The following is a 21,997-nucleotide window of genomic DNA, read 5'->3' on the forward strand; positions in this document are numbered from 1 at the left end:
AATAACGTTATACCTTACTGCTTTATCCACCAGGCGTAGAACACTGCAAAGGCTTTACGCCATTGGGCTTCATTATGTTTAGCATTTTTCACGATCAAAGGTGCAGGCACATGACCACGATCAAATTCCTTAGCCGATAACAGGCTGTCCATCCGCGCCACATAGGTTGTCTCGTCGCCTTCCTGATCGCCGCAGGCCAGGAAAAAACGATTTTTGGTAACCGGTTTCTCTGTTGATACCATTTTATACATATCAGGTGCTATCCAGAATGATGGAGAAAATACCCCAGCCGTACCAAATAACTGCGGATATTTAACCGCTGCATACATGGATATCAAGGCACCCATCGAGCTGCCAGCTATAACCGTGTGCTTCGCATCCTGTAATGTTCGGTAAGTGCTGTCTATATGCGGCTTAAGGGTTTTTACAATAAAATCTGTGTATGCAACACCCTCCTGTTTGCCATACTTGCTATCCCATGCATTATATTCCATAATGCGGTTAGGCCCGTTATTAATGCCTACAACTATCACTTGTTTTTTTGCAGGATAGGTTTTTAATAACGAATCGATATACCAGCTAAATGCAGGGTCTTTTGTACCGCTGAAAAGGTTCTGCCCATCGTGCATGTATATCACTGGATATTTTTGTTTTGACGAAGCGTAGCCTGCCGGCAGATAGATACGCAGGCTGCGGTCGCGGTTTAGTTGCGGGATATGGATATTCTCTGTTACGATCCTGGCGGTATCCTGTGCAATGCTCACAGAGGAAGCGGTAAGCAGTGCAAGCGTCAAAAGCTTAAGGCGAAGTTTTAGCATGCCATTAAATTAGGCATAAATCCGGCTATTGCAAAGCCTGGTAGCAACTCAGTTTGTATTCACTTGTTTTGACGATGATGATCTTGACTACTCCGGCAGCATCAAAATTTTTTGTACTATGGGTGTCGTTTAAGCCGTTTATACCCCAGCCTCGTCAGCGTTTAATAACCGTATCAGTTAAGTAAGCATTCAGAATATCTAAACGCATTTGGTTAAGTATTGCGGTGTCTGTATTGCTTAACAAAATTAAAGTGATATCTCTGTCCGTAAGATGCACCCAGTTAGATTCGTTACCGTATCCACCGCCCTGCCGCTCCATAAAGATGGTGTTAAATTTGCCTATTCTACGAGGATATATCCATACTCCAAATGCAACATCGCCCAACTTAGGGTAAGCTGTCATCATCAGATCAACAGTTTGTTTTTTTAATAGATGATAATCGAAAATGCCCTTATCAAATTTAAGCAGATCTTGTGGTGTTGAATACATGGCACCTGCTGAGAAATGATTATCAATATAGTGGTTTGTTGGCATGATGATAGCATTTACATCATCTCCATTATGGTAGTAGCCTTCAGCCAAATTGGGGATGATATCCTCGTGCCCGTAATAACCGGAGTTATCCATGTGCAGCGGTTGTAAAATCTGCTGGCTTAGTACTTTTTTAAAAGATTTATTATATAATTTTTCGATAATGCGCCCTAAGATAATATAGTCGCCGTTGCTGTAGTTGAATTTGGTACCTGGAGTATCGATCAGCTTTTCTGAGCAGTAGCGGTTAATAAAGGTATCCACAGGCCAAAGATTCTGATCATAAGCTTCGGGAATATATTTCGGATCCATCTCCTTTAGATAGCGACCACTGCTGTAGGTAAGCAGATTGCGGATGGTAACCTTATGAGCAGCCTCACCTTTATATTCAGGATAGTAAGCCGATATGGTAGAATCAAGACTGAGCCTACCTTGTTCATATAATTGAAGAATGAGTACGGCAGTAAAAGTTTTAGTGACAGAGAAGATCTGAAACCGTATTTTGGATGAAAACGGGATATCGTAATGACGGTTTGCTATGCCAGCGTATTTAACGTATACCGGAATGCCTTTTTTGGCAATCAACACTGCACCGTTAAAGTTTCTATGTCGGACGCATGAATCGAGTATCTGGTTAAGATGTTTAAATTGGGCGCTGGCGCAATTTGTAATGAGCGAAAAAATAATCAATATCAGATATACAATTCGTTTCATTTTTGGAGAGGTCTAATTTCAGTAATAAATCAAAAAGCGCACGTAAGATATTTTAAATATAGCCAGCATATTACTGAAAGATATTTTAATCGAATACTTGATCCTTCGCGGAAAAGTTAAGTCAAATTGAGGCACTATCCAAGGCCTTAAAAGTATAGCCTTGTTCGCTAAAATGCTCCAATACCTTTGGCAGGGTGTACTCCATTTTAAGGTAAGCCTTAATACTATCGTGAAAGAGCACTATTGAACCGTCGCCGGTGTTTTTGAGCACATTGTCCAACGCCTCATGTTTTTTTAAGCCGATGTCAAAGTCGCCGCTAAGCACATCCCACATGATGATCTTAATGTCCGGCCTTGCCTGTTGCAAAAGTTTTACCTGCGACCGCTTGATACGGCCGTAAGGCGGGCGAAACAGGGCGGTATCCATCAACTCCGCAGCCTTAAGGTAATTCTCCAGGTAAACCTGGTCATGGGTGTCCCAGCCGCGTAAATGATTATAGGTATGATTACCGATAGAATGCCCTGCTTTTTTTACCTCTTTATAAATGTCAGGATGTTTGCGTACGTTATCGCCAATGCAAAAGAAAGTAGCCTTTGCATCATACTTTTTTAAAATATTTAAAACGAAAGGTGTAACAATGGGTATAGGGCCGTCGTCAAAAGTCAAAAAAATAGAACGGGTACCCGGTTCGGCATTCCATATCAGCTGCGGATAAAGTTTTTTTAACCACCAGGGGGTCTTTACCAGGTACATTCTTGAGACAAAGTTAGCTGCTTAGCTTAATACAAATTAATGCATGGCTCGCAAGGTAATTATCAGTTACTTTACAATTGTACACAATTAATATGAAACTAAACTTACAAGTCACAAAAGTAACCATTGCTTGCCTTATTGCATTGTGTGGCTTTAATTATACGGCCAAGGCGCAGGAAGTTATAACCCTGCAGCACGCTATTGACCTTGCCCTTGAGCGTAACCTAAATATAAAACAGGCGCAATTTAGCGAGGCATTATCTGAGGAGAATTTAAAGCAATCAAAATATAACCTGCTTCCAAACTTAACCGCGGGCCCGCAGGCATCATTCAACTTTGGCCGTAATATCGACCCTTCTACCAACCAGTTCATTAACCAGCGTATTTTCGCATTAAGCGGAAACATAACCTCGCAGGTGACGCTTTTTCAGGGCGGGCAGTTACGCAACCAGATCATCGAAAACAAGTTATTGCTTAATGTAGACCGCAGCAACACTACAAAAATTAAGAACGACCTTATTCTGAACGTTGTAACGCAATACCTGCAGATATTAACCAACCAGGATTTAGTAACCGCTGCACAGCAGCAGATAGATGTGGCCAAAATTACGGTAGACCGCGCGCAAAAGAACTTTGACGTGGGCAACCAAACCCTGGCCGACCTGGCACAGGCCAAAGCCCAGCAATCAACCGCCGACCTGAATTATACTACGGCTGAGAACCAACTGGAGCTATCTATACTTACGCTTAAGCAATATATGGAGATGCCGCCGGCAACACCTATAAGCTTTGAGAAACCGGATATCAGCAAGTTTCGCCAGTTGGCAACTTCGTTTAATGCCGAAGAGGTGTTGAAAACAGCACTGGCTGTTAACCCCGATGTAGGCCTTGCCGAAGCCCGCCAAAAAGCCACCGCCCAGGACATTAAAGTAGCACGCGGAAATTATTACCCAAGCATTGTGCTTTTTGGCCAGGTAGGTTCTAACTATTCTGATGCGCGGAAACTGGTATCGGGCGTGGTACCTAACGGCCGGGCAGATACTGTTGGCTTTGTTGGTGGCAATACCGCTAACCCGGTAACCATACAAGGCCTTAACCCTGTATATTCAAACTACAGGTTCTTTAAGCAATTTGGTGATAACTTTAACCAATCGGTTGGGTTAAGCTTGCAGATACCCATCTTTAACCGATTTACAGCGCGTACTTCAGTCAGAAAGGCAAAGATCACTAACGAGAATGCCATTGTTGGCGTGCAATTGGCCCGCAATAACTTAAGTAAGATAATTTACCAGGCAGTTTGGGATGTGCAGGCAGCAAATAAAAAATACCAAAGCACTATGCAAACTTATACAGCTAATAAAGAAGCCTTTAACGTGATACAGCAGCGCTACAACGTTGGCCTGGTTAACTCGCTTGATTATAATACATCGCTTACCAATTTAAATAAATCGCAGTTTGATATGATCAACGCGCAGTACGAATTGGTATTCAGGAATAAAGTAATTGACTACTATCTCGGAAACCCTATAACTCTATAATCTCATAACCCTAATACCATCATGGGAAAAACTACTAAATATATTCTGTTCGGCGTTGGCGGCTTGGTTGTACTGCTAATTGTGCTAAAGGCTGCCGGCATTATCGGTAAACCACAGCTTACCCAGGTTGCCGTTGAAAAGGCCGAAAGTCGCGATATTAATGAAACGGTATCTGCCAGTGGTAAGATAAAACCGCATATTGCTGTAAAAATTAGTCCCGAAGTATCGGGTGAGGTGGTAGAACTGCCTATCAAGGAAGGTGATGTGGTTAAGAAGGGCCAGCTGCTGTGCCGTATCCGCCCGGATATTTTAAAATCGGGTTACGAGCGTGCCGTTGCATCTTATAATACGCAAAAGGCCAGCGTTGGTAACTCAGCACAAATGCTTAAGCAATCTGAAGCGTCTTTTGCAAATCAACAATCAACCTATAAACGCAGCAAGGAACTTTTTGATAAGAAAGTGTTGACCATAGCCGAATTTGATAAAATCAAGGCTGATTATGAAAGTGCAAAAGCAGCGCTTGAGGCAGCACGACAAAATGTTATCGGGTCGAAATTTGGTTTAGAGCAATCACAGGCATCTGTTAAGGAAGCATCAGATAACCTGGCAAAGACCACTATCTATGCACCGGTTGATGGTGTGGTCTCAAAGCTTTCTATCGAGAAAGGCGAGCGCGTATTAGGTACCCAACAGTTTGCCGGTACCGAGATCATGACCATATCTGACCTTACCAAAATGGATGTTAACGTTGATGTGAACGAGAACGACATCAACCGCATCAGCGTAGGTAACAAGGCCCAAATTGAGGTTGACGCTTTCCAGGGTAAAAAATTTGAGGGTGAGGTGATAGAAATTGGTAGTTCTGCAAACGTTGTAGGCACTAATGCCGACCAGGTGACCAATTTTACGGTGAAGGTTAGGATCACAGCGCAATCTTACATGGATATCTTAAGAAAGAACGCCGAGAACCATTCACCCTTCCGCCCCGGATTGACTGCTACTGTTGATATCAATACCAATCATGTAAAGGCCTTATCAGTACCAATACAGTCGGTAACCACCCGCGAGGATAAAAACAAAGACAAAGCTCCTGCTAAAGAGGGCGACGACGACAAAAAGAAAGCTTCTGAAGCACCGGCCAAAGAATACGTATTTGTTTTGCAAGGCACTAAAGTGAAACAGGTTGAAGTAAAGACCGGCATACAGGACGATACTTACATACAGATACTCTCCGGCCTTAAAGGCGGCGAAGAAGTTGTATCAGCGCCGTTTGCAGCTATTTCCAAAACGCTAAACGATGGTATGCAGGTAGAAAAAGTTGATAAATCAAAACTGTTTACGGACACGAAGAAATAAGTCTTTAAGAGATTACGGATGTAAGGACAAAGGATAAAAGACTTTGTCCTTTTTTTGTATGTTTCCCCACCATGTTATTACGAGCGATAGCGCGGACAACCGACCTTAGGGAGCTCATTGATACAATAACTTAAAATAAAATCATCAATAATCTCGTAGGTAGTACTTCGTTAGGAATGGTAGTAGCTTTATGATCGTTAGTGGATGTACTTTTTCTTTTTTCCGCAAAAGATTTCTATGATAAAAACAAATTCTTATGCAGCAATTTTCGAGCTGTATGGTAGATCTTTATTTATCACAGAAACAATACGCTGTAATATTTTATTCCGCAGTGCATTGATGACGCTCATTTTGTTTTTTCCTTCTTTCACTTTCCTTTGATAGTATTGGTACATTTCGCAATTTTTGTTTTTAACTATGGTCAATGCTCCCAGATGCAATAATGATTTTAGTTGTTTGTTAGCCATCATGCTGACCCTTGTCCTTGCTTTCACTGAAGTGCCCGAAGAATGTTCAAACGGGGCCACACCGCAATAACAGGCCAGTTGTTTAGCGTTGGTAAAATTCCTCATTCCGTTACTATAGGCGAGTAAATACCAAGCTGTTATTGCACCTACACCGGGTACAGATAACATCAGGTCATACACTCGCTTCATATCACCCTGAATGCTGATCAGTTTTCTTATGATCGCCTCTGCTTTTCGGATGCTTGTATCGATGCTGTTGATAGCCGGTTGCAGAACGCGTTTCATTTCTTTCGCCTGTGCAGTAAGTCCCATATCCGCAAACTCATTTACCGGCTGTTGCAATTGTTGCTTTTGCTTAATAAGCCGGTCCCTGAATGAGAGCCAGTCTTTCAACTTATAGATCATCTCTGATGGTTGTTCGGTGTCCGCTTCGCTATGGTGTTTAGCTGCATAAGAAGCAATACGTACTGAATCTACTTTATCGTTCTTGCCTCTTTGCAGGCCGATCGACCGCTTTATCTCAACGGGCATCACAACCCAGACCTTGTAACCGAGGCCAAACAGGTAAATCATCAGCGGACGGCTGTACAAACCAGTGTTCTCCATACAAAAAAGCGTTTGTTCGGGCAACATCTTTTCCAGGTTTACCCACTTCAGCAGTTGCTTATAACCTTTGGTGTTGTTACTGAATTTACTGTACAACTTACATCCCTCTGAACTCAACAACGTCACATCTAATGTGGCCTTGGATACATCAATTCCTGCAAAATAGTTCATAACTTTATTTTTGATAATCATCTGTAACCGGTACTGAACGTATTTCAATTCCCTGATAATAGGTAATCACACCTCAATTTCTATTTGAAAATGTGTTCAGTAAGCAGCAGGGTCTTCAATCTTTTGATAGGCATGCACGCCTTAAAAAGTCACATAAGAACATCCTGCTGCTCTGGTTACTATTTATGAATAATAAACAAGTCTAAGGGAAAAAGTACCAAAAAGAAAACTCGCGGCTGCCGCAAAATGCTTTAAAGTTTCTGCTAAAGCAATGCCTGTGCTTACCGCCTTTTGCGAAGGCCGCATAGGTTCGGTTGCGTTAGGTTCGTTACGATATTTATATTCTACTTTCTTACTTTTTTTTCTCCTTGTCAGCAAAAAAGCTTCCGCCGAAAGCGGGCAGAACAATAGCGGCCTTGTGCGTTGGCAAGGGCATAGCAATACTTGCCAGAAGAGATGGCCATTAGCGAACGAAGTGGCGGCAAGATTTTGCAGCCCGTGGTTCTGCCCGCTTGCAGGGCAATGGCTTGTGCGCAAGAAGTCTCTTTGCTGACTTGATCTTTTGCTTCTTTTGTATCAAGACAAAAGAAGTAGCCCCTGCGGCAATGAGCAGAATGTCAACGCCCCCGACTAACAACCCACCAATTAATTCGTTAACATGAAAAAGCTTTTAATTTAACTATTAAACATATCTTTACGCCAATGATATTCCTGACCTTTTTCATTGGCATTATTGCCAATTTTATAGGGTACATACCCCCCGGAAACATAAATCTTACCCTCGCCCAGATCACCATTAACCGTGGAATGAAACAGGCGCTTCAGTTTATCATTGCTTTCTCCTGCGTTGAATTTTTCTTTACTTTTTTTGTGATGCTTGGGGCCAAGTGGCTGGCAGAGCAGGTGCGTTTAGATACCATAATAGATTGGGTGATGGTGGTGTTGTTCACCGTTTTAGGGATAGTCGCCTGGCGCGCTCGCAACAAGCCACCGCAAACCACATATTCTGATCATGCGGCTATCAAATACGGTATCCTTTTGGGCTTTCTTAATCCTATGCAGATACCTTTCTGGATGGTGACAGGCACATACCTTATTACCCACGAGTGGATATTAGATCAGAAACTGCCATTGGTTATTTTCAGCATTGGTTCGGCATGCGGGGCATTTATTGCGTTGTTTTTGTATGCCAAGTTTGCAGGCTACATTAAGAAGAAATTTGAATTAAGTAACCGTTTGATAGATACCGGGATCGCCATTTTATTTTTCTCCTTTGCGGCGTATCATATCTTCAAACAGATCTACCTGGCGTTCTTCAAGCATCATTAATTAGGGCTTTGGCGCCCGGTAGTCCGAATTTAACAATCTGCTTAAACTATTATAAATTCAATAAAAAAGCCCCGCTTTTAGCGAGGCTTAAGGTTTTAGTGGATGCCCATAAACAAGCGGCTCCAGCGTATCTTGTGGAAGAAGGAAGCATTATCATCCCAACTCATCCATACAAACAGCGCCTTACCAACAATATGGTCCTCGGGAACAAAGCCCCAGTAACGCGAGTCTAATGAGTCGTGGCGGTTATCACCCATCATCCAGTAATAATTCATTTTAAAGGTATAGGCGGTAGTTTCCTTATCATTGATAAATATCTTACCGTTCTCTATCTTCAATTTATTGCCTTCGTAAACCTCAATGGCACGGCCGTAAAGCGGCAGTGTAAGGCTATCCAGCTTAACTGTCCAGCCCTTTTTAGGGATGATGATAGGGCCGTAATTGTCAACGTTCCAGTCATAACCCTTATTTTTAGGATTAAGTTTGTATTTAGGATAAGCAGCCGGGAAAACAGGGTTAAAAGGATCTGCAATACCCGGTTGTTTAACGTTAGGCGTTACAGCCTGTACGTTATTAATACGCTTAACTTCCTCGGCAGTGGCCTTGGTCATGGTTGGCGGGGCGCCTTCATAATTAGATACACCAAGGTCGGCCAAAACATCCGGGTTGATTTCCATACCGGTTGTTTTAATGGTGTAGTCGGTTTGCTCGCCCGGAGGGTTAGGCGCAGCTTTACCATTTACATACACCTGTGCGTTTATTAACCTGAGCGTATCGCCGGGAGCGCCCTGGCAGCGTTTAATGTAATTTTCTCGTTTATCAACCGGCCTAAAGTACGGCGAATCAGCCTCCATCGGATAGTTAAACACAACCACGTCGCCTTTTTTTACCTCACCCAAGCCCGGCAAACGATAGTATGGCAACTTAACGCCATCCCAGTAAGCTTTTGTGCCGATGATAGGCATGGTATGGTGTGCAAAAGGGAATGCAATAGGCGTCATGGGTGTGCGTGCACCGTAATTAACCTTGCTTACAAACAGAAAATCGCCAACTAAAAGCGAGCGTTCCATTGATGGGGTAGGTATGGTGTAAGCCTCTATAAAAAGCGTACGTATCAAAGTAGCAGCAACAACCGCAAAAATGATGGCCTCGGTCCACTCGCGGGTGGCGCTTTTCTTTTTAGCGTGTTCTTGTTTCTTTCTCCAAAATTTCCAGTTCATTACTTATATTTTTCGCAGCAAGTTAATTACTACTTATTAAAATCAAACATTTCTTCAATAGAGTGAAAGCCCTTTTTATCCTGTATCCACTCGGCAGCTAACACTGCACCCAAGGCAAAACCGTTGCGGTTGTGTGCCGTGTGCTTAAATTCAATGGTATCAACCTCCGAATCGTAAATAACGGTATGTGTACCGGGCACGCTCTCAATACGTAACGATTCTATCAAAACCTCGTTAGCCGGCGTTACTTCAGTATTAGGGTGATCATCGCCTACCAGTACATTTTTCCAGTTTTGTTTGCTTTCAAGGTTGTCTATAATACCTTCGGCAATGGTAATGGCGGTGCCACTTGGCGAATCAAGCTTTTGCGTATGGTGTATCTCTTCAACCTGTACCTCGTAATAAGGGTAATTGTTCATGATACGCGCCAGCATCTTATTTACGTGGAAGAAGATGTTTACACCTACGCTGAAATTGGTGCCGTATATAAGCGATGCCTTGTTAAACTCACACTGCTCTTTAATCTTCTCCATTTCGTTATGCCAGCCAGTAGTGCCAACAACTATGGGCACGCCTGCACTAAAACACAATTCAATATTATTTAACACTGTTGATGGTGTACTGAATTCGATAGCTACATCAGCCTTTTGAAGATTTTCGGCAGTTAATTCGTTGATGTTATCTTTGTCTATCTTCAGGACTATCTCGTGCCGGCGGCTAAGGGCTATCTGCTCAATCATTTTGCCCATTTTGCCATAGCCTAACAGTGCTATCTTCATTTGTGTAAGTGTTTATAGCGCAAATGTAATTTTTAATCCGGGAATATAAGAACTCATTGAGGTTGCCGCATACATGGGCTGATTAATAAAGGCAGGGCTAATTTTGAATGACAGGTTATCATCAACCGTATAGGCGTTTATAAATTTGGCCTCGATATAGGCCTCAACAGCCTGCACACCCCATACCACTAAAACGCTAAGGATACTGATCTGGAAGTTACGCTGGTAGTTACTTGATGCCTCTTGCAATTGGGTGGAGTTTGCGTTGGCATAAAGCGCAACTTCGCGCTGATATTTTATGTAATCTGCATAATACAGATCGCCGGGTTGTGGTATACCGCCTGTATTTTTAATGCGCGTAAGCGCCAGAAACAGTTTGTAATTTTTATAGCTATCAACTATTGAATAACCTAATGCACCTAAACCGGCATAAATAGCCGGAACTTTCCACCAGACACCTTTTTTATTATATAGCTGTCCCCAGCCGGGTATTATCAAAGATCGCCTAACGGCAAGGCTTGGGCTATGCGTGCTATCAGGGTGATACGTTGGCTCTTTTTTAATTTTGGGCTTAAAAACTTCCTGTTTAGGGTTGGCTTTAGGCAGGGTATCTGCCTTTGCTTTTGCAGCCAATGTATCGGCCGTTTGGGCCATAGCAAGGGTTACAAATCCTACAAGAAACAAGGTAGCTAAAAGTTTTTTGATCATGATAGTGGTTTACCAATCCAGCATTTCCAATATACGGCCCAGATCGTCTTCGGATAAGAACGGTATTTCTATTGATCCATTGCCCTGGCTATTAACTTTTAAGCGCACCTTGGTGCTAAACTTTGATGCTAGGTCATCCTGTATCTTTCTAAGTTGATAAGGCAGGTCTTCAGGCTGTTTACCTTCTTTTTTGGTGGGTGCTTTTTGTATTTCCCTAACCAGTTCTTCCGCTTTACGTACAGAAAGTTCATTCTTGATGATCTGCTGATGGATATACAATTGCGCAGCAGGGTCTTCAACGGCTAAAAGCGCTTTGGCGTGGCCCATACTTATCTCATTATCGCGCAGCGAAGCCTGTATGCTTGGCGGTAACTTTAACAAACGCAGGTAGTTGGTTACAGTAGAGCGGTTTTTACTTACACGGTCGCCAAGCTCTTCCTGTTTAAGGCTACATTCGTCTATCATCCGCTGAAAACTTAGGGCAACCTCAATGGCATTCAGGTTCTCGCGCTGTATGTTTTCTATCAAAGCCATCTCCAGCATCTGCTGGTCGTTGGCAGTGCGTACGTACGCTGGTATTTGCGTAAGGCCGGCCAGTTTCGATGCACGCAACCTGCGCTCGCCTGATATTAACTGATAAGCATGTGCGCTAACTTTACGTACGGTAATGGGCTGTATCAGTCCTTGCAATTTTATTGACGCTGATAGATCGGCAAGGGCCTGCTCGTCAAACTCGGTACGAGGCTGAAAAGGATTGACCTCGATCTCGCTGATCTTTATTTCGTTAATGGAGCCAAGGCTATCCACCTCAGATACCGGGCGCGGAACGGCCTGCCGTGCTTCGTTATTTTTATTAGGAAGTACGCTCGGGGTATCATTCAACAAAGCACTAAGGCCTTTACCCAAAGCGTTTCTTTTCTCTGTACTCATAAATTAAATTAAGCGGTTACGGTGGCCAGTTCTTCGTCTTTAACCAAGCCGTTCTTGCGGATGATCTCGCGGGCAAGGTTAAGGTAGTTTACAGCACCCTTACAATTGGCATCGTGCATAATTACCGATACGCCAAAACTTGGCGCTTCGCTTAAGCGGGTATTACGCTGTATAATGGTATCAAATACCATATCCTCAAAATGGGTGCGTACCTCATCTACCACCTGGTTTGACAGGCGAAGCCTTACATCGTACATGGTTAACAAAATACCTTCAACCGCCAGTTGCGTATTTAAGCGCGACTGTACAATTTTAATAGTATTTAACAGCTTACCCAATCCCTCTAATGCAAAGTATTCGCACTGTACAGGAATAATAACTGAATCTGCCGCTGTTAGCGCGTTAATGGTGATCAAACCCAGAGATGGAGAACAGTCAATGATGATAAAATCATATTCATCACGCACGCTGTCTAAAACCGCTTTCATTTTGTACTCGCGGCTTTCCATGTTTATCATCTCTATCTCGGCACCTACCAGGTCAATGTGGGCAGGCAAGAGGTCGAGATTAGGTGTATCTGTTTTCTGAATAGCATCATGCGGATCGATCTCATTGATGATACATTCATATATACTGTTCTTAATATTGCGAGGATCGAAACCAATACCAGAAGTTGAGTTGGCTTGCGGGTCGGCATCAACCAAAAGGGTTTTAAACTCCAATACGGCCAGGCTTGCTGCAAGATTGATAGAAGACGTAGTTTTTCCAACGCCACCTTTCTGGTTGGCTAATGCAATAATTTTACTCATTCTTTATCTCCAAAAAATTATATAAACTGCGGTTTTTTATCAACGAAAAACAGGCACATAAATTTCTATGTTTGTACTGTTTTTTATCCGCTGCTAAAGATACGGATTAAAACAATTGAGAAATTAACAGTTTTGCCAACTTACAAACATAATTGGGTTTGGAAGATTAGTGATTAGAGAATAGAGATTAGGGTCGCATGTGATTTATTTACAGCAATCTATGAACGTTCCAATCGCAATAGAAACTAATCTCCAATCACAAATCTCTACTCTCTAAAAAATGATAACAATCATAGCATCTACCAACCGCCCCGGAAGTTCTACCCTTAAACTGGCGCAATATTACCAGCGGCAGCTTGCAGAAAAAGGAATGGATGCCAAGCTGTTCTCATTGTTAGAACTTCCCGGCAGTTTAATAGAGACAGACCTTTACGGCAAACGCAGCGAGGTCTTTACGCCCATACAGGAAATGGTTACCGCTACTGAAAAGTTCCTGTTCATCATACCCGAGTATAACGGCAGTTTCCCGGGTGTGCTTAAGGTTTTTATTGATGCCTGCAGTTTTCCGGAAAGCTTTTACGATAAAAAGGCGGCGTTGGTGGGCCTTTCATCCGGCAAGTATGGCAACATCCGCGGTATTGATCATTTTACCGGCGTTTGCCATTATTTAAACCTGCATGTGATGCCGCTGAAATTGCACATCCCATCCATCCGTACTGAAATGGATGCCGATGGTAACCTCTACAAAGAAGATACGCGTAAGTACACCAACGAACAAATAGATAAATTCATCAGGTTTTAAGTTTATCATCGTATAATTAGCACCCAACCTGACAGTGGTTTTGTACCGTTGTTTAAGTTAATAACGTAATAATATGTGCCGGAAGGCAGATTGTCGCCGTTTAGCTTACCATTCCAGGGCGTGGTATAACCGCGACTAAAAAACACCTGCTGCCTGTTGCGGTTGTAAACTGCCGTTGTGCTTTGGGCATAAGTGAATAAAGCTTCTATGTTCCAAAGATCGTTCACCCCATCGTTATTAGGCGAAAATGAATTTGGGATAATGATCTTCTTATACACCCTTACAAATACTGACTTGATAACCGGTTCACAGATAGGTGAAGTTACCGTTAAGGTGTAGATAATATCATCAGTAGGGTTTACAATGGGCGTAAGTGTATTAGGATTGCTCATGGCTGTTGTGGGGCTCCAGCTAAAGCCTGTGAAATCGCCGGTTACGCTGCCATTTAAGGTTGTTGATTGCCCTTCAAAAATAGCCTTTGCATTGCCGGCACTAACTACCGGCGGCTTGTTCACTACAATGGTTATAGAGTCGGTCACGGAGCATCCATCGGCATTAAAGGCGGTAAGTTTGTAAGTAGTTGTCTTTGTAGGTGAAGCCGCGGGGTGGGATGATGCGGCATCAGACATGCCGTCTGCAGGATACCAACTATAGGTGTTTGCTCCGCTTGTTGTAGCTTTCAATGAGCTGGCTCCACCTTCACATATCAGTGCATCGGCCGCTATTGATGAGATCACCGGCCTTGGTATCACGGTTACCTGTACAGATTTTGGCGTTGAACAACCAGTTTCAGAGATAACTTCAACATGGTACTCACCGGCATTTGAAAGAATAACATTATCTACTACCAGCGGGTTGGCAATTACGCCCGCTGCAGGCAGGTTTGGGCCGGTCCATTTATAATTAGCCCCGCCGGTAGCTGATAAGATTAACCTTTCGCCCTCGCACACTTTTTTTGGCAATATATCCAGTGGGTGCGGATAATCATTTATAACAATGCTGACAGGATTAGAGTATATTCTGCAATTAAGGCTCGCCAGGTTTCCTTCATGTGCAATACCTAATCTATATCGATAAGTGCCAATCGGATAACCCGGTGGAAAAGACCGTAATAATAATGTGGATTTTTCAGCATCAAGATCAATCCAGCCGGCCTCATTTTTGTTTTCCTGCCAAACCATGTCATACCCGGCTGGGGGCGTCGCTGTAATAGCGTAATCTCCCTTATCTCCCACACATTGATTTTTAATGGTGCCAGTTGGCTGGTTTAAAAAACCTGCTTGTATTGTATTTGATATACATGGCCTAAAGCTTATATCATCCAGAAGCAAGTCGTTACCATTGCCGCCGGGGGCATTATTCACCATTTTAACAATCACTGACGTAGTATGTGCCGGCGTTTCAAAAAACACGCCGTATTTCTCCCACCCGTTATCGTCGCTTGTTTCGGGAATGGTTATTGGAGAAGATTGCGTGATTATTTTTCCGTCCAGATCGGTGATAATAAATGTTACACGCGGGCTTATAATTCCCGGCTGGTTCGGTTTCATCAAGTTTAAGATATAGGCCGAAAACTCGTAACCAGTTTTCTCACACAATGCCCCTACATCGGTACCATCAATATTTGTGTTTTTTGTAAAGAAAACCTTATCAGCAACTGCGTCAGCGTTTACAACCATCATGTAACCATTATTGCCTGTATGATCGCTAAGAACCCGGTGCCACGTTGCATCATGACAACCCGTTTCGGTTTTTGATATGGAATATTGCCCATCCTCAGGACAAGAACCCGCCTTGTAGATATAACCGGTTACAGGAAATTTTGGCGTGTCACCAGAGCCAAAGTCGAATTTAAAAACAGGATCGCCTAAACTCCCGGTACAAACCTGGGCCGATAGATTGTTGCAAAATAAAATCAGTAATAGAAAAAGGAGCCTGAAACTTAATTGCATTATAAATTCTGCAGATGCGTCTAAATTATACGTTTACAAAAGAGTTATGAAATATAAACTGATTATTATCTGATCAGCAATACCCATCCTGATAGTTTTGAAAGGTTGTTCTTTCTATCGATAACGTAATAGTAAGTGCCGGCTGGCAGTTGCTTGTTGCCAAGCGTTCCGTCCCATTGCTTGGCGTCTCCTACCGTCCTGAAAACCTCCTGTCCGTTGCGGGTGTAAACGCTTAGCACACTTTCCGGATAGGTGTAAAGTTTTTCAATTCGCCAAAGGTCGTTTACGCCATCGCCATTTGGTGAAAAGCTGTTAGGGATCAGGAGCTTTTTAAATACTTTCACATTCACAATGTCCGTAACTTCGCCGCATTGCTGCGATTTTACATGTAGGGTGTAGGTTAAGTCTTCTGTAGGATTAACAGTTGGCGTTAGCGAAGTGGGATTGCTGATATCATCTGCCGGGGTCCAGTAGTAGGTTATCTCACTGCCGTTTGCAGAGCCTTGTAATTTGATCGGTTGGCCTTCTTCCATACTTAGATCCGGCCCGGCATTTACCAATGGTGGATCCAGCACAGTTACTTTAGCGCTACGTTCCTTTACACACCCACCGTTACTTATAGCTACAATATATTCTGTGGTAACCTTGGGGCTGGCAGTGGGGTTTGCTACATTATCCTTATCTAACCCTGTTGATGGTGTCCACTTAAAAATCGTGCCGCCGGTAACCTTTAGTTGCACACTTTCTCCCCTGCAAATAATCGGTACTGTATTCTCTACCACAGGGTTAAGCGCCGGAAATACCTTTACCTGTGTCGATGAAGTTATCGAGCACCCGTTTTGCGTGATGGTAACGGTGTAAAGCCCCTCATAGCTTTTGTCGGCACTAAGGGCAACATCCAGCCTGGATTGCGTAGAATGTGATCCATCAGGCAAGGTCCAGTAATAGTCAGAGCCGCCTTGTGCGGGAATTGATAAGATATCACCTTCGCAAAAGGTACTCACCGGTGGTAAACTGAATGTCGGATTTTTCACCACATCAACCGTTATAGGCAGCGAAAACGTTTGGCAATTAAGCGAACCGCCCGGTGCGCTAAGTACACCCGCCCTAAATTGATACTTACCAACCGGCGGGTTTTGAAATTCTGTAACCAGGTCTAAGGTTGCATTAGTTTTACCCGGCATATTTATCCAGCCTTGCTTGTTAAAATTAAACTGCCATTGATACTGGGGCGTTACCACGTTGTGCGCAAAAGCTTTTAAAACGTACGTTTGCGGACCGGCATTTAAACAGAGCTGTAAGCTTTGTGGGCCGGTTGGGCTGCCTTCGCCTGCATCAATTTGCGGGCCTATTGGTTTAACGGATATATCATCCATCGCAAAATCATTGCCTGATGTGCCTGTAAGGCTGTTGTTCTCCAGTGTTACTATCACATCGCTGCCGTCTGCCGGGGCCGAAAAATCACCATAATATTCTGTAAAAGTGTCTGAAGTTATGGCTTCGGTAGCTCGGTTTAGCAGAAGTACACCGGATGTTGCAGATCTGGCCACCAAACGTGTGTGGGGATCAACATAACCTGCAGGCTTAGGCATGCCGATGTTGATATTTTCAATAAATACCGAGAATCGGTATTGGGCACCTGCACAAAATTTGGCGGCTTCTATACGCCTGCGATAGTAAACAACAGGTTTATCGTCGCCGTTCACCATCATCAGGTAACCGTAGGGGTTGGTATCGGTGTGGTCAAAATTAATGGTCTTAAAAGTGTCGCCGAAGCAATTGGAAGAACTGTTCAATATTAAATAGGCGCCGTTTGCCGGGCATCTGCCGACAATGCTGGCCGATATCATATCGGTGCGGCCCGCCGGTAGGGGCTGACCAACAGGAGAATAATTTGTACCATGCCCAAAATCTTCCTGCACCACGGGGTTGCCAAGGCTCACCTGTGCTTTTACTTTAAAAGTAAATACAGTAGTTAACGCTATTAGCGTCAGTTTGTAAAAGGTTCGCATTGGTGCAACCCGGGCAGGGTTTAATCAAATATAGCTTTACAATACCGCATTCGCAAACTGCTCACCGGCAATCAATTACTCATTAAAGCTAAGCGGCAAACAAAGTGTTAATCTGTAAGTTATTTATTTAACTAAAAGTCTACCATGAACAACCATTTTACCCTTGCAGCCGCTTTTGTTTTATTACTTACTGCCTGTGAGCAAAAAAAGCCCGACCCGGCAAAGGCGGATAGTGTTGCCACCACACAGCAGGAGGTTAAATTGCCTGCGCCATATGAGACCAAAGCGGTAAAAAATTATTGCAAGGTAATTGGCTGGCCTGCCGGTAAAATGCCTGTAGCACCTGCAGGTTTCACGGTAAGCTTGTTTGCCGATACCTTAAAGAATCCACGCAATATTTATGTAGCCCCTAACGGTGATATTTTTATTTCTGAAGCCAACACTGAAGCGCGGGGCGTTAAAAAATTAGGCGCAAAAGTTTTAGGCGTTGCCCAATCACAAAACTTAGGTAAGAGCGCCAACCGTATCACTTTACTGCGCGATACGGATGGTGACGGTAAAATCGATTTCAGGCAGGTTTTTCTTTCAAACCTCAATCAGCCTTATGGCATGCTGGTAATTGGCAACGCATTTTACGTAGCCAATACCGATGGACTTTGGAAGTATGATTATAAACCGGGGCAGGATAAGATGACTACGCCCGGTAAAATGATATTAGCGTTGCCTGCGGGTGGGTACAACAACCACTGGACACGCAACCTGCGCGCTAACGCGGATGGCAACAAAATTTTCATTGCCGTAGGATCAGGTACCAATATAGCCGAGCACGGTATGGATGTGGAAAAACGCCGGGCAAATATTTTAGAGATAAACCCGGATGGCAGCGGCGAGCGCGTGTATGCAAGCGGTTTGCGTAACCCTGCTGGTATGGATATACAGCCCGGAAGCGGAACACTTTACACTGTAGTGAACGAGCGCGATAACCTGGGCGACGAACTGGTGCCCGATTATTTTACCAGCGTTAAAGAGGGTGGCTTCTACGGCTGGCCATGGGCTTACTTCGGCCAGCACGAAGACCCTCGCCCGGAGGTTAAACGCCCGGATATGGTAAAGAAAACCATCGTTCCCGACCTGTCATTAGGGTCACATACCGCATCATTAGGATTAGTATTTTATAATGCGGCGCAATTCCCGGCTAAGTATAAAGATGGTGCCTTTATTGGCCAGCATGGTTCCTGGAACCGTTCGGTGCTATCGGGCTATAAAGTATTGTTTGTTCCATTTGCTAACGGGAAAATAAGCGGCAAGCCGGAAGACTTCCTGACGGGTTTTGTAGCTAATGCCGATAAAAATGAGGTTTATGGCCGCCCGGTCGGCGTGGCTGTTACTAAAGACGGATCGCTACTGGTAGCAGATGATGCCAGTAATAAGGTTTGGCGTGTAAGCAAATCGAAATAAAAAAAATTAGAAAAGCTTTAACGTAGCCCCTGCATATCTGAGGGGCTATTTTGTTAGCTTAGCGTCCAACATGAAGAACTTTTACCTCGGCACTATTTTCTGCTTTTCCTTTTGCATTGCTGCACAAGCGCAAAATGGCAAAGCCAAGCAAACCGATACGCTGAGGCAATTGACCCCCGTTACCGTTCGTGCTTATTTAACGGAGCAACCGGCTATCAGTGTACCGGCATCTATAAGCGTGCTTGGGGCAGCACAATTAAGGTTACAGCCCGATAACTCATTTGTTACTGCATTAAACACCGTACCCGGGGTGCGTGCAGAGGAGCGCTCGCCGGGGAGTTATCGCCTAAGTATCCGCGGTAGTTTGCTGCGCTCGCCTTTTGGGGTGCGTGATGTAAAGATCTATTTTGATGAGATACCGCTAACCGATGCAGGTGGCAATACTTACCTCAACGCAATTGATATAGGCAACATACGGCACATAGAGATTTTGAAAGGGCCGGATGGTAGTTTATTTGGCGCCAACTCAGGCGGTGTGGTTTTGCTGAGTCCGGTAAGTAAAGTTGATGGCACCTATTTAAATGCGGGTATCAACGGTGGCTCGTATGGCTTATTCCACCAAAAAATATCGCTTCAAAAGCAAAGCGGCAATAACAGGTTCAGCCTAAATCAATCTTACCAAACTTATGACGGTTACAGGCAAAACAGCCGTATGCACCGTTTGTACCTGCAAGCTGGTGACACTTACAAATATGCGGAAAATAGCGAGCTGAGGGCCATAGCCTTATATTCCGATCTTAACTACCAGACGCCCGGCGGCTTAACTCTTGCCCAGATGCAGGCAGACCCACGCTTGGCCAGGTTGCCTACGGCTACGTTGCCCGGCGCAATTCAGCAAAAGATAGGCATTGATACTAAAATGTTTTTGGGTGGCCTTGTTAATGATGCCCGTTTGAGTGATCGCATAAGCAACGTTTTGGCAGTTTATGGCAGCCATGTTGATTTTGTCAATCCTTTCATCACCAATTACGAGCAGCGCGATGAGAATACCTACGGATTACGAAGCTATTTTACCCTTGCAGCTATCCCCAAAGAAAACTTTGACTGGAAACTGAACCTGGGTACTGAGTGGCAGCAAACCAACTCGCTCATCAGTAACTATGATAACAATGGCGGAGAGAAAGGGAACGTCCAGAAGATAGACCGCATCAACACCGGCCAGCATTTCTTTTTTACGCGCTTTGCCGCAGATATTTTTAAACGCCTGCATGCCGAAGCCGCAGTAAGCTTAAACTATTACGGCTATAAATTCCGTAACCTGCAGCCGCTTAATGAGAGCACTACAAACACCCGTAACTTTGATGCCGTGCTGATGCCGCGACTGGCGTTATCATACCAGGTCACAACCGATTTTATCTGGCGTGCATCGGTAAGCAGGGGTTACTCCACACCAACCACGGCCGAGGTACGCCCCACCGATAATATCATCAATACCGCTTTGCAAGCACAGATAGGCTGGAATTATGAGACCGGCTTCAGATTGCGTAACAGCGATGAAAGCATGCTGTTAGATGCTTCCGTGTTTTACTATCGTCTCAATGGTTCTATTGTGCGGCAGTTAAATCCAAATGAAACGGAGTATTATCTTAATGCTGGCGGCACTAACCAGCCCGGCTTTGAACTGGCTTTTACGGATTGGCTCATCAAACGCAACATTGATCAATTTGTACGCGGCCTGCAGTTTAATACAGGTGTATCTATCAGCCGCTTTAAATTCAGGGATTATAATGTGGCAGGATCCAGTTATTCGGGCAACCGTTTAACGGGCGTACCACTCGAGGTGATCGTTTCGTCCTTGTTGCTCAATATGCCTTTAGGTTTATCTGCTTTTGTGCAGCATAATTATACCTCCTCCATACCACTTAACGATGCTAATACGGTTTATGCCGCAAAATATCACCTGCTGCAAGCCAAAGCATCGTGGCAAACAAAAGTGAGCAATAAGACCAAACTTGAGCTTTACGCAGGCGCCGATAATCTTCTAAACCAGCGCTACAGCCTGGGTAATGATCTTAACGCTGTTGGTAACCGCTACTTTAACCCTGCACCATTGCGTAATTACTTTTTTGGGGTGAGTGTAAGTTTGTAAGTATTCAAACCCTGTCATTGCGAGAAGTCACGATGGCTATAGGGATGATGCGGCAATCTCATCGCGTTTGACATGCATGCGAGGAGATGCCACGCTACGCTCGCAATGATAACTTGAAAAATATCTCTGCTCTCCTTTTAGGGGATAGGTGTCTACTCGTCCAGCCTATCTCTTATGGTTAGCGTATCTGCTATCATATCGTGCAGGCACTGTTGTTTGGCATTAAAGAAACACAACAGATAACCGATGAAAAATATAGCGGTAGAAATAATCTTGGCTGCATTACGGGTAAGGGCTTTTGAGGTGGTAAGCCTGTCGCCATAAACATCGCACACTCGGATTCGTAAGAGCTGTTTGCCTATAGTCCCCTGCTTTGGGCCACTCTCCAACTTAACGTTGTAAAAGAATTTAGCAACAGGTGTTAGTGATACGATACCCATAATAATACCCATACGCAGCATCTTATTATCCTCACCCGGGATAAAGATGTAGAGCATCAGCATCACTACAAAAGCTGCAAGCACAAAAACGGCAAACACTAGCAGCCAATCCACAACCGCTGCAATGGCGCGTTGATCAAAGCTGCCGAAGTATTGCATGGTTAAAGGGCGGCGTTGAAAACCTAACAGTTCTCTTAAAGCCGGGATCTCGTGCGCCTCTTTATAATCGATCATTGCATCGGTTTTTACAAAATCGCCTGGCTTGATATTATGTTGGCGTAATTCGGCAATGGTAAACGGACCTTGCGGTTTACCATCTATAACCAGTATGTAATTATCAGCTACTGACGGATCAGGAAAAGAATTGCCGGCTTGCATTGGATGTAAAAGTAATTAAAAAGAGGGCCGATTGATAATCGCGCGCATAGTTTACTCACCCCGACATCTCCGCCA

The 21,997-nt window shown here is 44.0% G+C and carries 18 protein-coding genes; 6 read left to right on the forward strand and 12 right to left on the reverse strand.

The features are described 5' to 3' along the window. Nucleotides 1-14 precede the first annotated feature (14 nt). The 3 genes from INP83_RS05260 to INP83_RS05270 form a co-directional block, all read right to left on the reverse strand. On the reverse strand, nt 15-818 hold the full coding sequence (locus INP83_RS05260; protein WP_219126577.1) for an alpha/beta hydrolase: 804 nt from the start codon (nt 816-818) through the stop codon (nt 15-17). Nucleotides 819-972: 154 nt separating this feature from the next. Further along, the gene (locus INP83_RS05265; protein ID WP_219126578.1) at nt 973-2,064 is read right to left on the reverse strand and encodes a serine hydrolase; all 1,092 of its coding nucleotides are present in this window, start codon (nt 2,062-2,064) and stop codon (nt 973-975) included. Nucleotides 2,065-2,185: 121 nt separating this feature from the next. After that, nucleotides 2,186-2,818, reverse strand: coding sequence for a polysaccharide deacetylase family protein (locus tag INP83_RS05270; protein ID WP_219126579.1), 633 nt, complete (start codon nt 2,816-2,818; stop codon nt 2,186-2,188). A gap of 92 nt (nt 2,819-2,910) precedes the next feature. Between INP83_RS05270 and INP83_RS05275 the strand changes: the two genes are divergently transcribed. Both INP83_RS05275 and INP83_RS05280 read left to right on the forward strand, forming a co-directional pair. After that, nucleotides 2,911-4,356: a TolC family protein gene (locus INP83_RS05275; protein ID WP_219126580.1), complete on the forward strand. Its 1,446-nt coding sequence runs from the start codon at nt 2,911-2,913 to the stop codon at nt 4,354-4,356. Between the two features lie 21 nt (nt 4,357-4,377). After that, entirely contained in the window at nt 4,378-5,712 is a 1,335-nt protein-coding gene (locus INP83_RS05280) for an efflux RND transporter periplasmic adaptor subunit (RefSeq protein ID WP_219126581.1), read from the forward strand. Nucleotides 5,713-5,966: 254 nt separating this feature from the next. Here the strand turns inward: INP83_RS05280 and INP83_RS05285 are convergent, their stop codons facing one another. Continuing rightward, on the reverse strand, nt 5,967-6,956 hold the full coding sequence (locus INP83_RS05285) for an IS110 family transposase (RefSeq protein ID WP_219124727.1): 990 nt from the start codon (nt 6,954-6,956) through the stop codon (nt 5,967-5,969). A 702-nt stretch (nt 6,957-7,658) separates the two neighbouring features. Here INP83_RS05285 and INP83_RS05290 point away from each other — a divergent pair. Beyond that, nucleotides 7,659-8,285: a LysE family translocator gene (locus INP83_RS05290; RefSeq protein ID WP_219126582.1), complete on the forward strand. Its 627-nt coding sequence runs from the start codon at nt 7,659-7,661 to the stop codon at nt 8,283-8,285. Between the two features lie 95 nt (nt 8,286-8,380). Here the strand turns inward: INP83_RS05290 and lepB are convergent, their stop codons facing one another. Genes lepB through INP83_RS05315 form a run of 5 tightly spaced genes read right to left on the reverse strand, consistent with a single transcriptional unit; the run spans nt 8,381 to nt 12,731 of the window. Continuing rightward, complete coding sequence (gene lepB, locus INP83_RS05295) at nt 8,381-9,505, reverse strand: signal peptidase I (protein ID WP_219126583.1); 1,125 nt, start codon at nt 9,503-9,505, stop codon at nt 8,381-8,383. 29 nt (nt 9,506-9,534) lie between these two features. Then, nucleotides 9,535-10,284, reverse strand: a complete 750-nt coding sequence (gene dapB / locus INP83_RS05300; RefSeq protein ID WP_219126584.1) for a 4-hydroxy-tetrahydrodipicolinate reductase — start codon at nt 10,282-10,284, stop codon at nt 9,535-9,537. A 12-nt stretch (nt 10,285-10,296) separates the two neighbouring features. Beyond that, nucleotides 10,297-10,992 (reverse strand): DUF5683 domain-containing protein, encoded by a 696-nt coding sequence (locus tag INP83_RS05305; protein ID WP_219126585.1) that lies wholly within the window; start codon nt 10,990-10,992, stop codon nt 10,297-10,299. A gap of 9 nt (nt 10,993-11,001) precedes the next feature. Continuing rightward, nucleotides 11,002-11,922 (reverse strand): ParB/RepB/Spo0J family partition protein, encoded by a 921-nt coding sequence (locus INP83_RS05310; protein WP_146269158.1) that lies wholly within the window; start codon nt 11,920-11,922, stop codon nt 11,002-11,004. 8 nt (nt 11,923-11,930) lie between these two features. Beyond that, nucleotides 11,931-12,731 (reverse strand): ParA family protein, encoded by an 801-nt coding sequence (locus INP83_RS05315; RefSeq protein WP_146269159.1) that lies wholly within the window; start codon nt 12,729-12,731, stop codon nt 11,931-11,933. A gap of 280 nt (nt 12,732-13,011) precedes the next feature. Here INP83_RS05315 and INP83_RS05320 point away from each other — a divergent pair, with 280 nt between their 5' ends. Continuing rightward, the gene (locus INP83_RS05320) at nt 13,012-13,533 is read left to right on the forward strand and encodes an NADPH-dependent FMN reductase (RefSeq protein WP_146269160.1); all 522 of its coding nucleotides are present in this window, start codon (nt 13,012-13,014) and stop codon (nt 13,531-13,533) included. A gap of 5 nt (nt 13,534-13,538) precedes the next feature. On the opposite strand, the gene INP83_RS05325 is transcribed toward INP83_RS05320, so the two are convergent. Both INP83_RS05325 and INP83_RS05330 read right to left on the reverse strand, forming a co-directional pair. Further along, a complete protein-coding gene (locus INP83_RS05325) occupies nt 13,539-15,485 on the reverse strand; it encodes a gliding motility-associated C-terminal domain-containing protein (RefSeq protein WP_219126586.1) in 1,947 nt (648 codons plus the stop codon). Between the two features lie 65 nt (nt 15,486-15,550). Next, nucleotides 15,551-17,497 (reverse strand): gliding motility-associated C-terminal domain-containing protein, encoded by a 1,947-nt coding sequence (locus INP83_RS05330; RefSeq protein WP_219126587.1) that lies wholly within the window; start codon nt 17,495-17,497, stop codon nt 15,551-15,553. A gap of 144 nt (nt 17,498-17,641) precedes the next feature. Between INP83_RS05330 and INP83_RS05335 the strand changes: the two genes are divergently transcribed. Together INP83_RS05335 and INP83_RS05340 are read left to right on the forward strand one after the other, a co-directional pair. Further along, the gene (locus INP83_RS05335; protein ID WP_219126588.1) at nt 17,642-18,955 is read left to right on the forward strand and encodes a sorbosone dehydrogenase family protein; all 1,314 of its coding nucleotides are present in this window, start codon (nt 17,642-17,644) and stop codon (nt 18,953-18,955) included. A 70-nt stretch (nt 18,956-19,025) separates the two neighbouring features. Then, the gene (locus INP83_RS05340; RefSeq protein WP_219126589.1) at nt 19,026-21,104 is read left to right on the forward strand and encodes a TonB-dependent receptor; all 2,079 of its coding nucleotides are present in this window, start codon (nt 19,026-19,028) and stop codon (nt 21,102-21,104) included. A 152-nt stretch (nt 21,105-21,256) separates the two neighbouring features. On the opposite strand, the gene INP83_RS05345 is transcribed toward INP83_RS05340, so the two are convergent. Then, the gene (locus INP83_RS05345; RefSeq protein WP_219126590.1) at nt 21,257-21,922 is read right to left on the reverse strand and encodes an RDD family protein; all 666 of its coding nucleotides are present in this window, start codon (nt 21,920-21,922) and stop codon (nt 21,257-21,259) included. Nucleotides 21,923-21,997: the final 75 nt, after the last annotated feature.

It is taken from the genome of Mucilaginibacter sp. 21P (assembly GCF_019331605.1).
GTDB classification, from domain to species: Bacteria; Bacteroidota; Bacteroidia; order Sphingobacteriales; family Sphingobacteriaceae; genus Mucilaginibacter; species Mucilaginibacter achroorhodeus.

Coding starts and splice junctions, on each gene's coding strand:
- INP83_RS05345 (WP_219126590.1), bottom strand. CDS start 21,922: ATGCAAGCCGGCAATTCTTTTCCTGATCCGTCAGTAGCTGATAATTAC.
- INP83_RS05270 (WP_219126579.1), bottom strand. CDS start 2,818: ATGTACCTGGTAAAGACCCCCTGGTGGTTAAAAAAACTTTATCCGCAG.
- INP83_RS05305 (WP_219126585.1), bottom strand. CDS start 10,992: ATGATCAAAAAACTTTTAGCTACCTTGTTTCTTGTAGGATTTGTAACC.
- INP83_RS05310 (WP_146269158.1), bottom strand. CDS start 11,922: ATGAGTACAGAGAAAAGAAACGCTTTGGGTAAAGGCCTTAGTGCTTTG.
- INP83_RS05315 (WP_146269159.1), bottom strand. CDS start 12,731: ATGAGTAAAATTATTGCATTAGCCAACCAGAAAGGTGGCGTTGGAAAA.
- INP83_RS05335 (WP_219126588.1), top strand. CDS start 17,642: ATGAACAACCATTTTACCCTTGCAGCCGCTTTTGTTTTATTACTTACT.
- INP83_RS05275 (WP_219126580.1), top strand. CDS start 2,911: ATGAAACTAAACTTACAAGTCACAAAAGTAACCATTGCTTGCCTTATT.
- INP83_RS05285 (WP_219124727.1), bottom strand. CDS start 6,956: ATGAACTATTTTGCAGGAATTGATGTATCCAAGGCCACATTAGATGTG.
- dapB (WP_219126584.1), bottom strand. CDS start 10,284: ATGAAGATAGCACTGTTAGGCTATGGCAAAATGGGCAAAATGATTGAG.
- INP83_RS05260 (WP_219126577.1), bottom strand. CDS start 818: ATGCTAAAACTTCGCCTTAAGCTTTTGACGCTTGCACTGCTTACCGCT.
- INP83_RS05280 (WP_219126581.1), top strand. CDS start 4,378: ATGGGAAAAACTACTAAATATATTCTGTTCGGCGTTGGCGGCTTGGTT.
- lepB (WP_219126583.1), bottom strand. CDS start 9,505: ATGAACTGGAAATTTTGGAGAAAGAAACAAGAACACGCTAAAAAGAAA.
- INP83_RS05320 (WP_146269160.1), top strand. CDS start 13,012: ATGATAACAATCATAGCATCTACCAACCGCCCCGGAAGTTCTACCCTT.
- INP83_RS05325 (WP_219126586.1), bottom strand. CDS start 15,485: ATGCAATTAAGTTTCAGGCTCCTTTTTCTATTACTGATTTTATTTTGC.
- INP83_RS05290 (WP_219126582.1), top strand. CDS start 7,659: ATGATATTCCTGACCTTTTTCATTGGCATTATTGCCAATTTTATAGGG.
- INP83_RS05265 (WP_219126578.1), bottom strand. CDS start 2,064: ATGAAACGAATTGTATATCTGATATTGATTATTTTTTCGCTCATTACA.
- INP83_RS05330 (WP_219126587.1), bottom strand. CDS start 17,497: ATGCGAACCTTTTACAAACTGACGCTAATAGCGTTAACTACTGTATTT.
- INP83_RS05340 (WP_219126589.1), top strand. CDS start 19,026: ATGAAGAACTTTTACCTCGGCACTATTTTCTGCTTTTCCTTTTGCATT.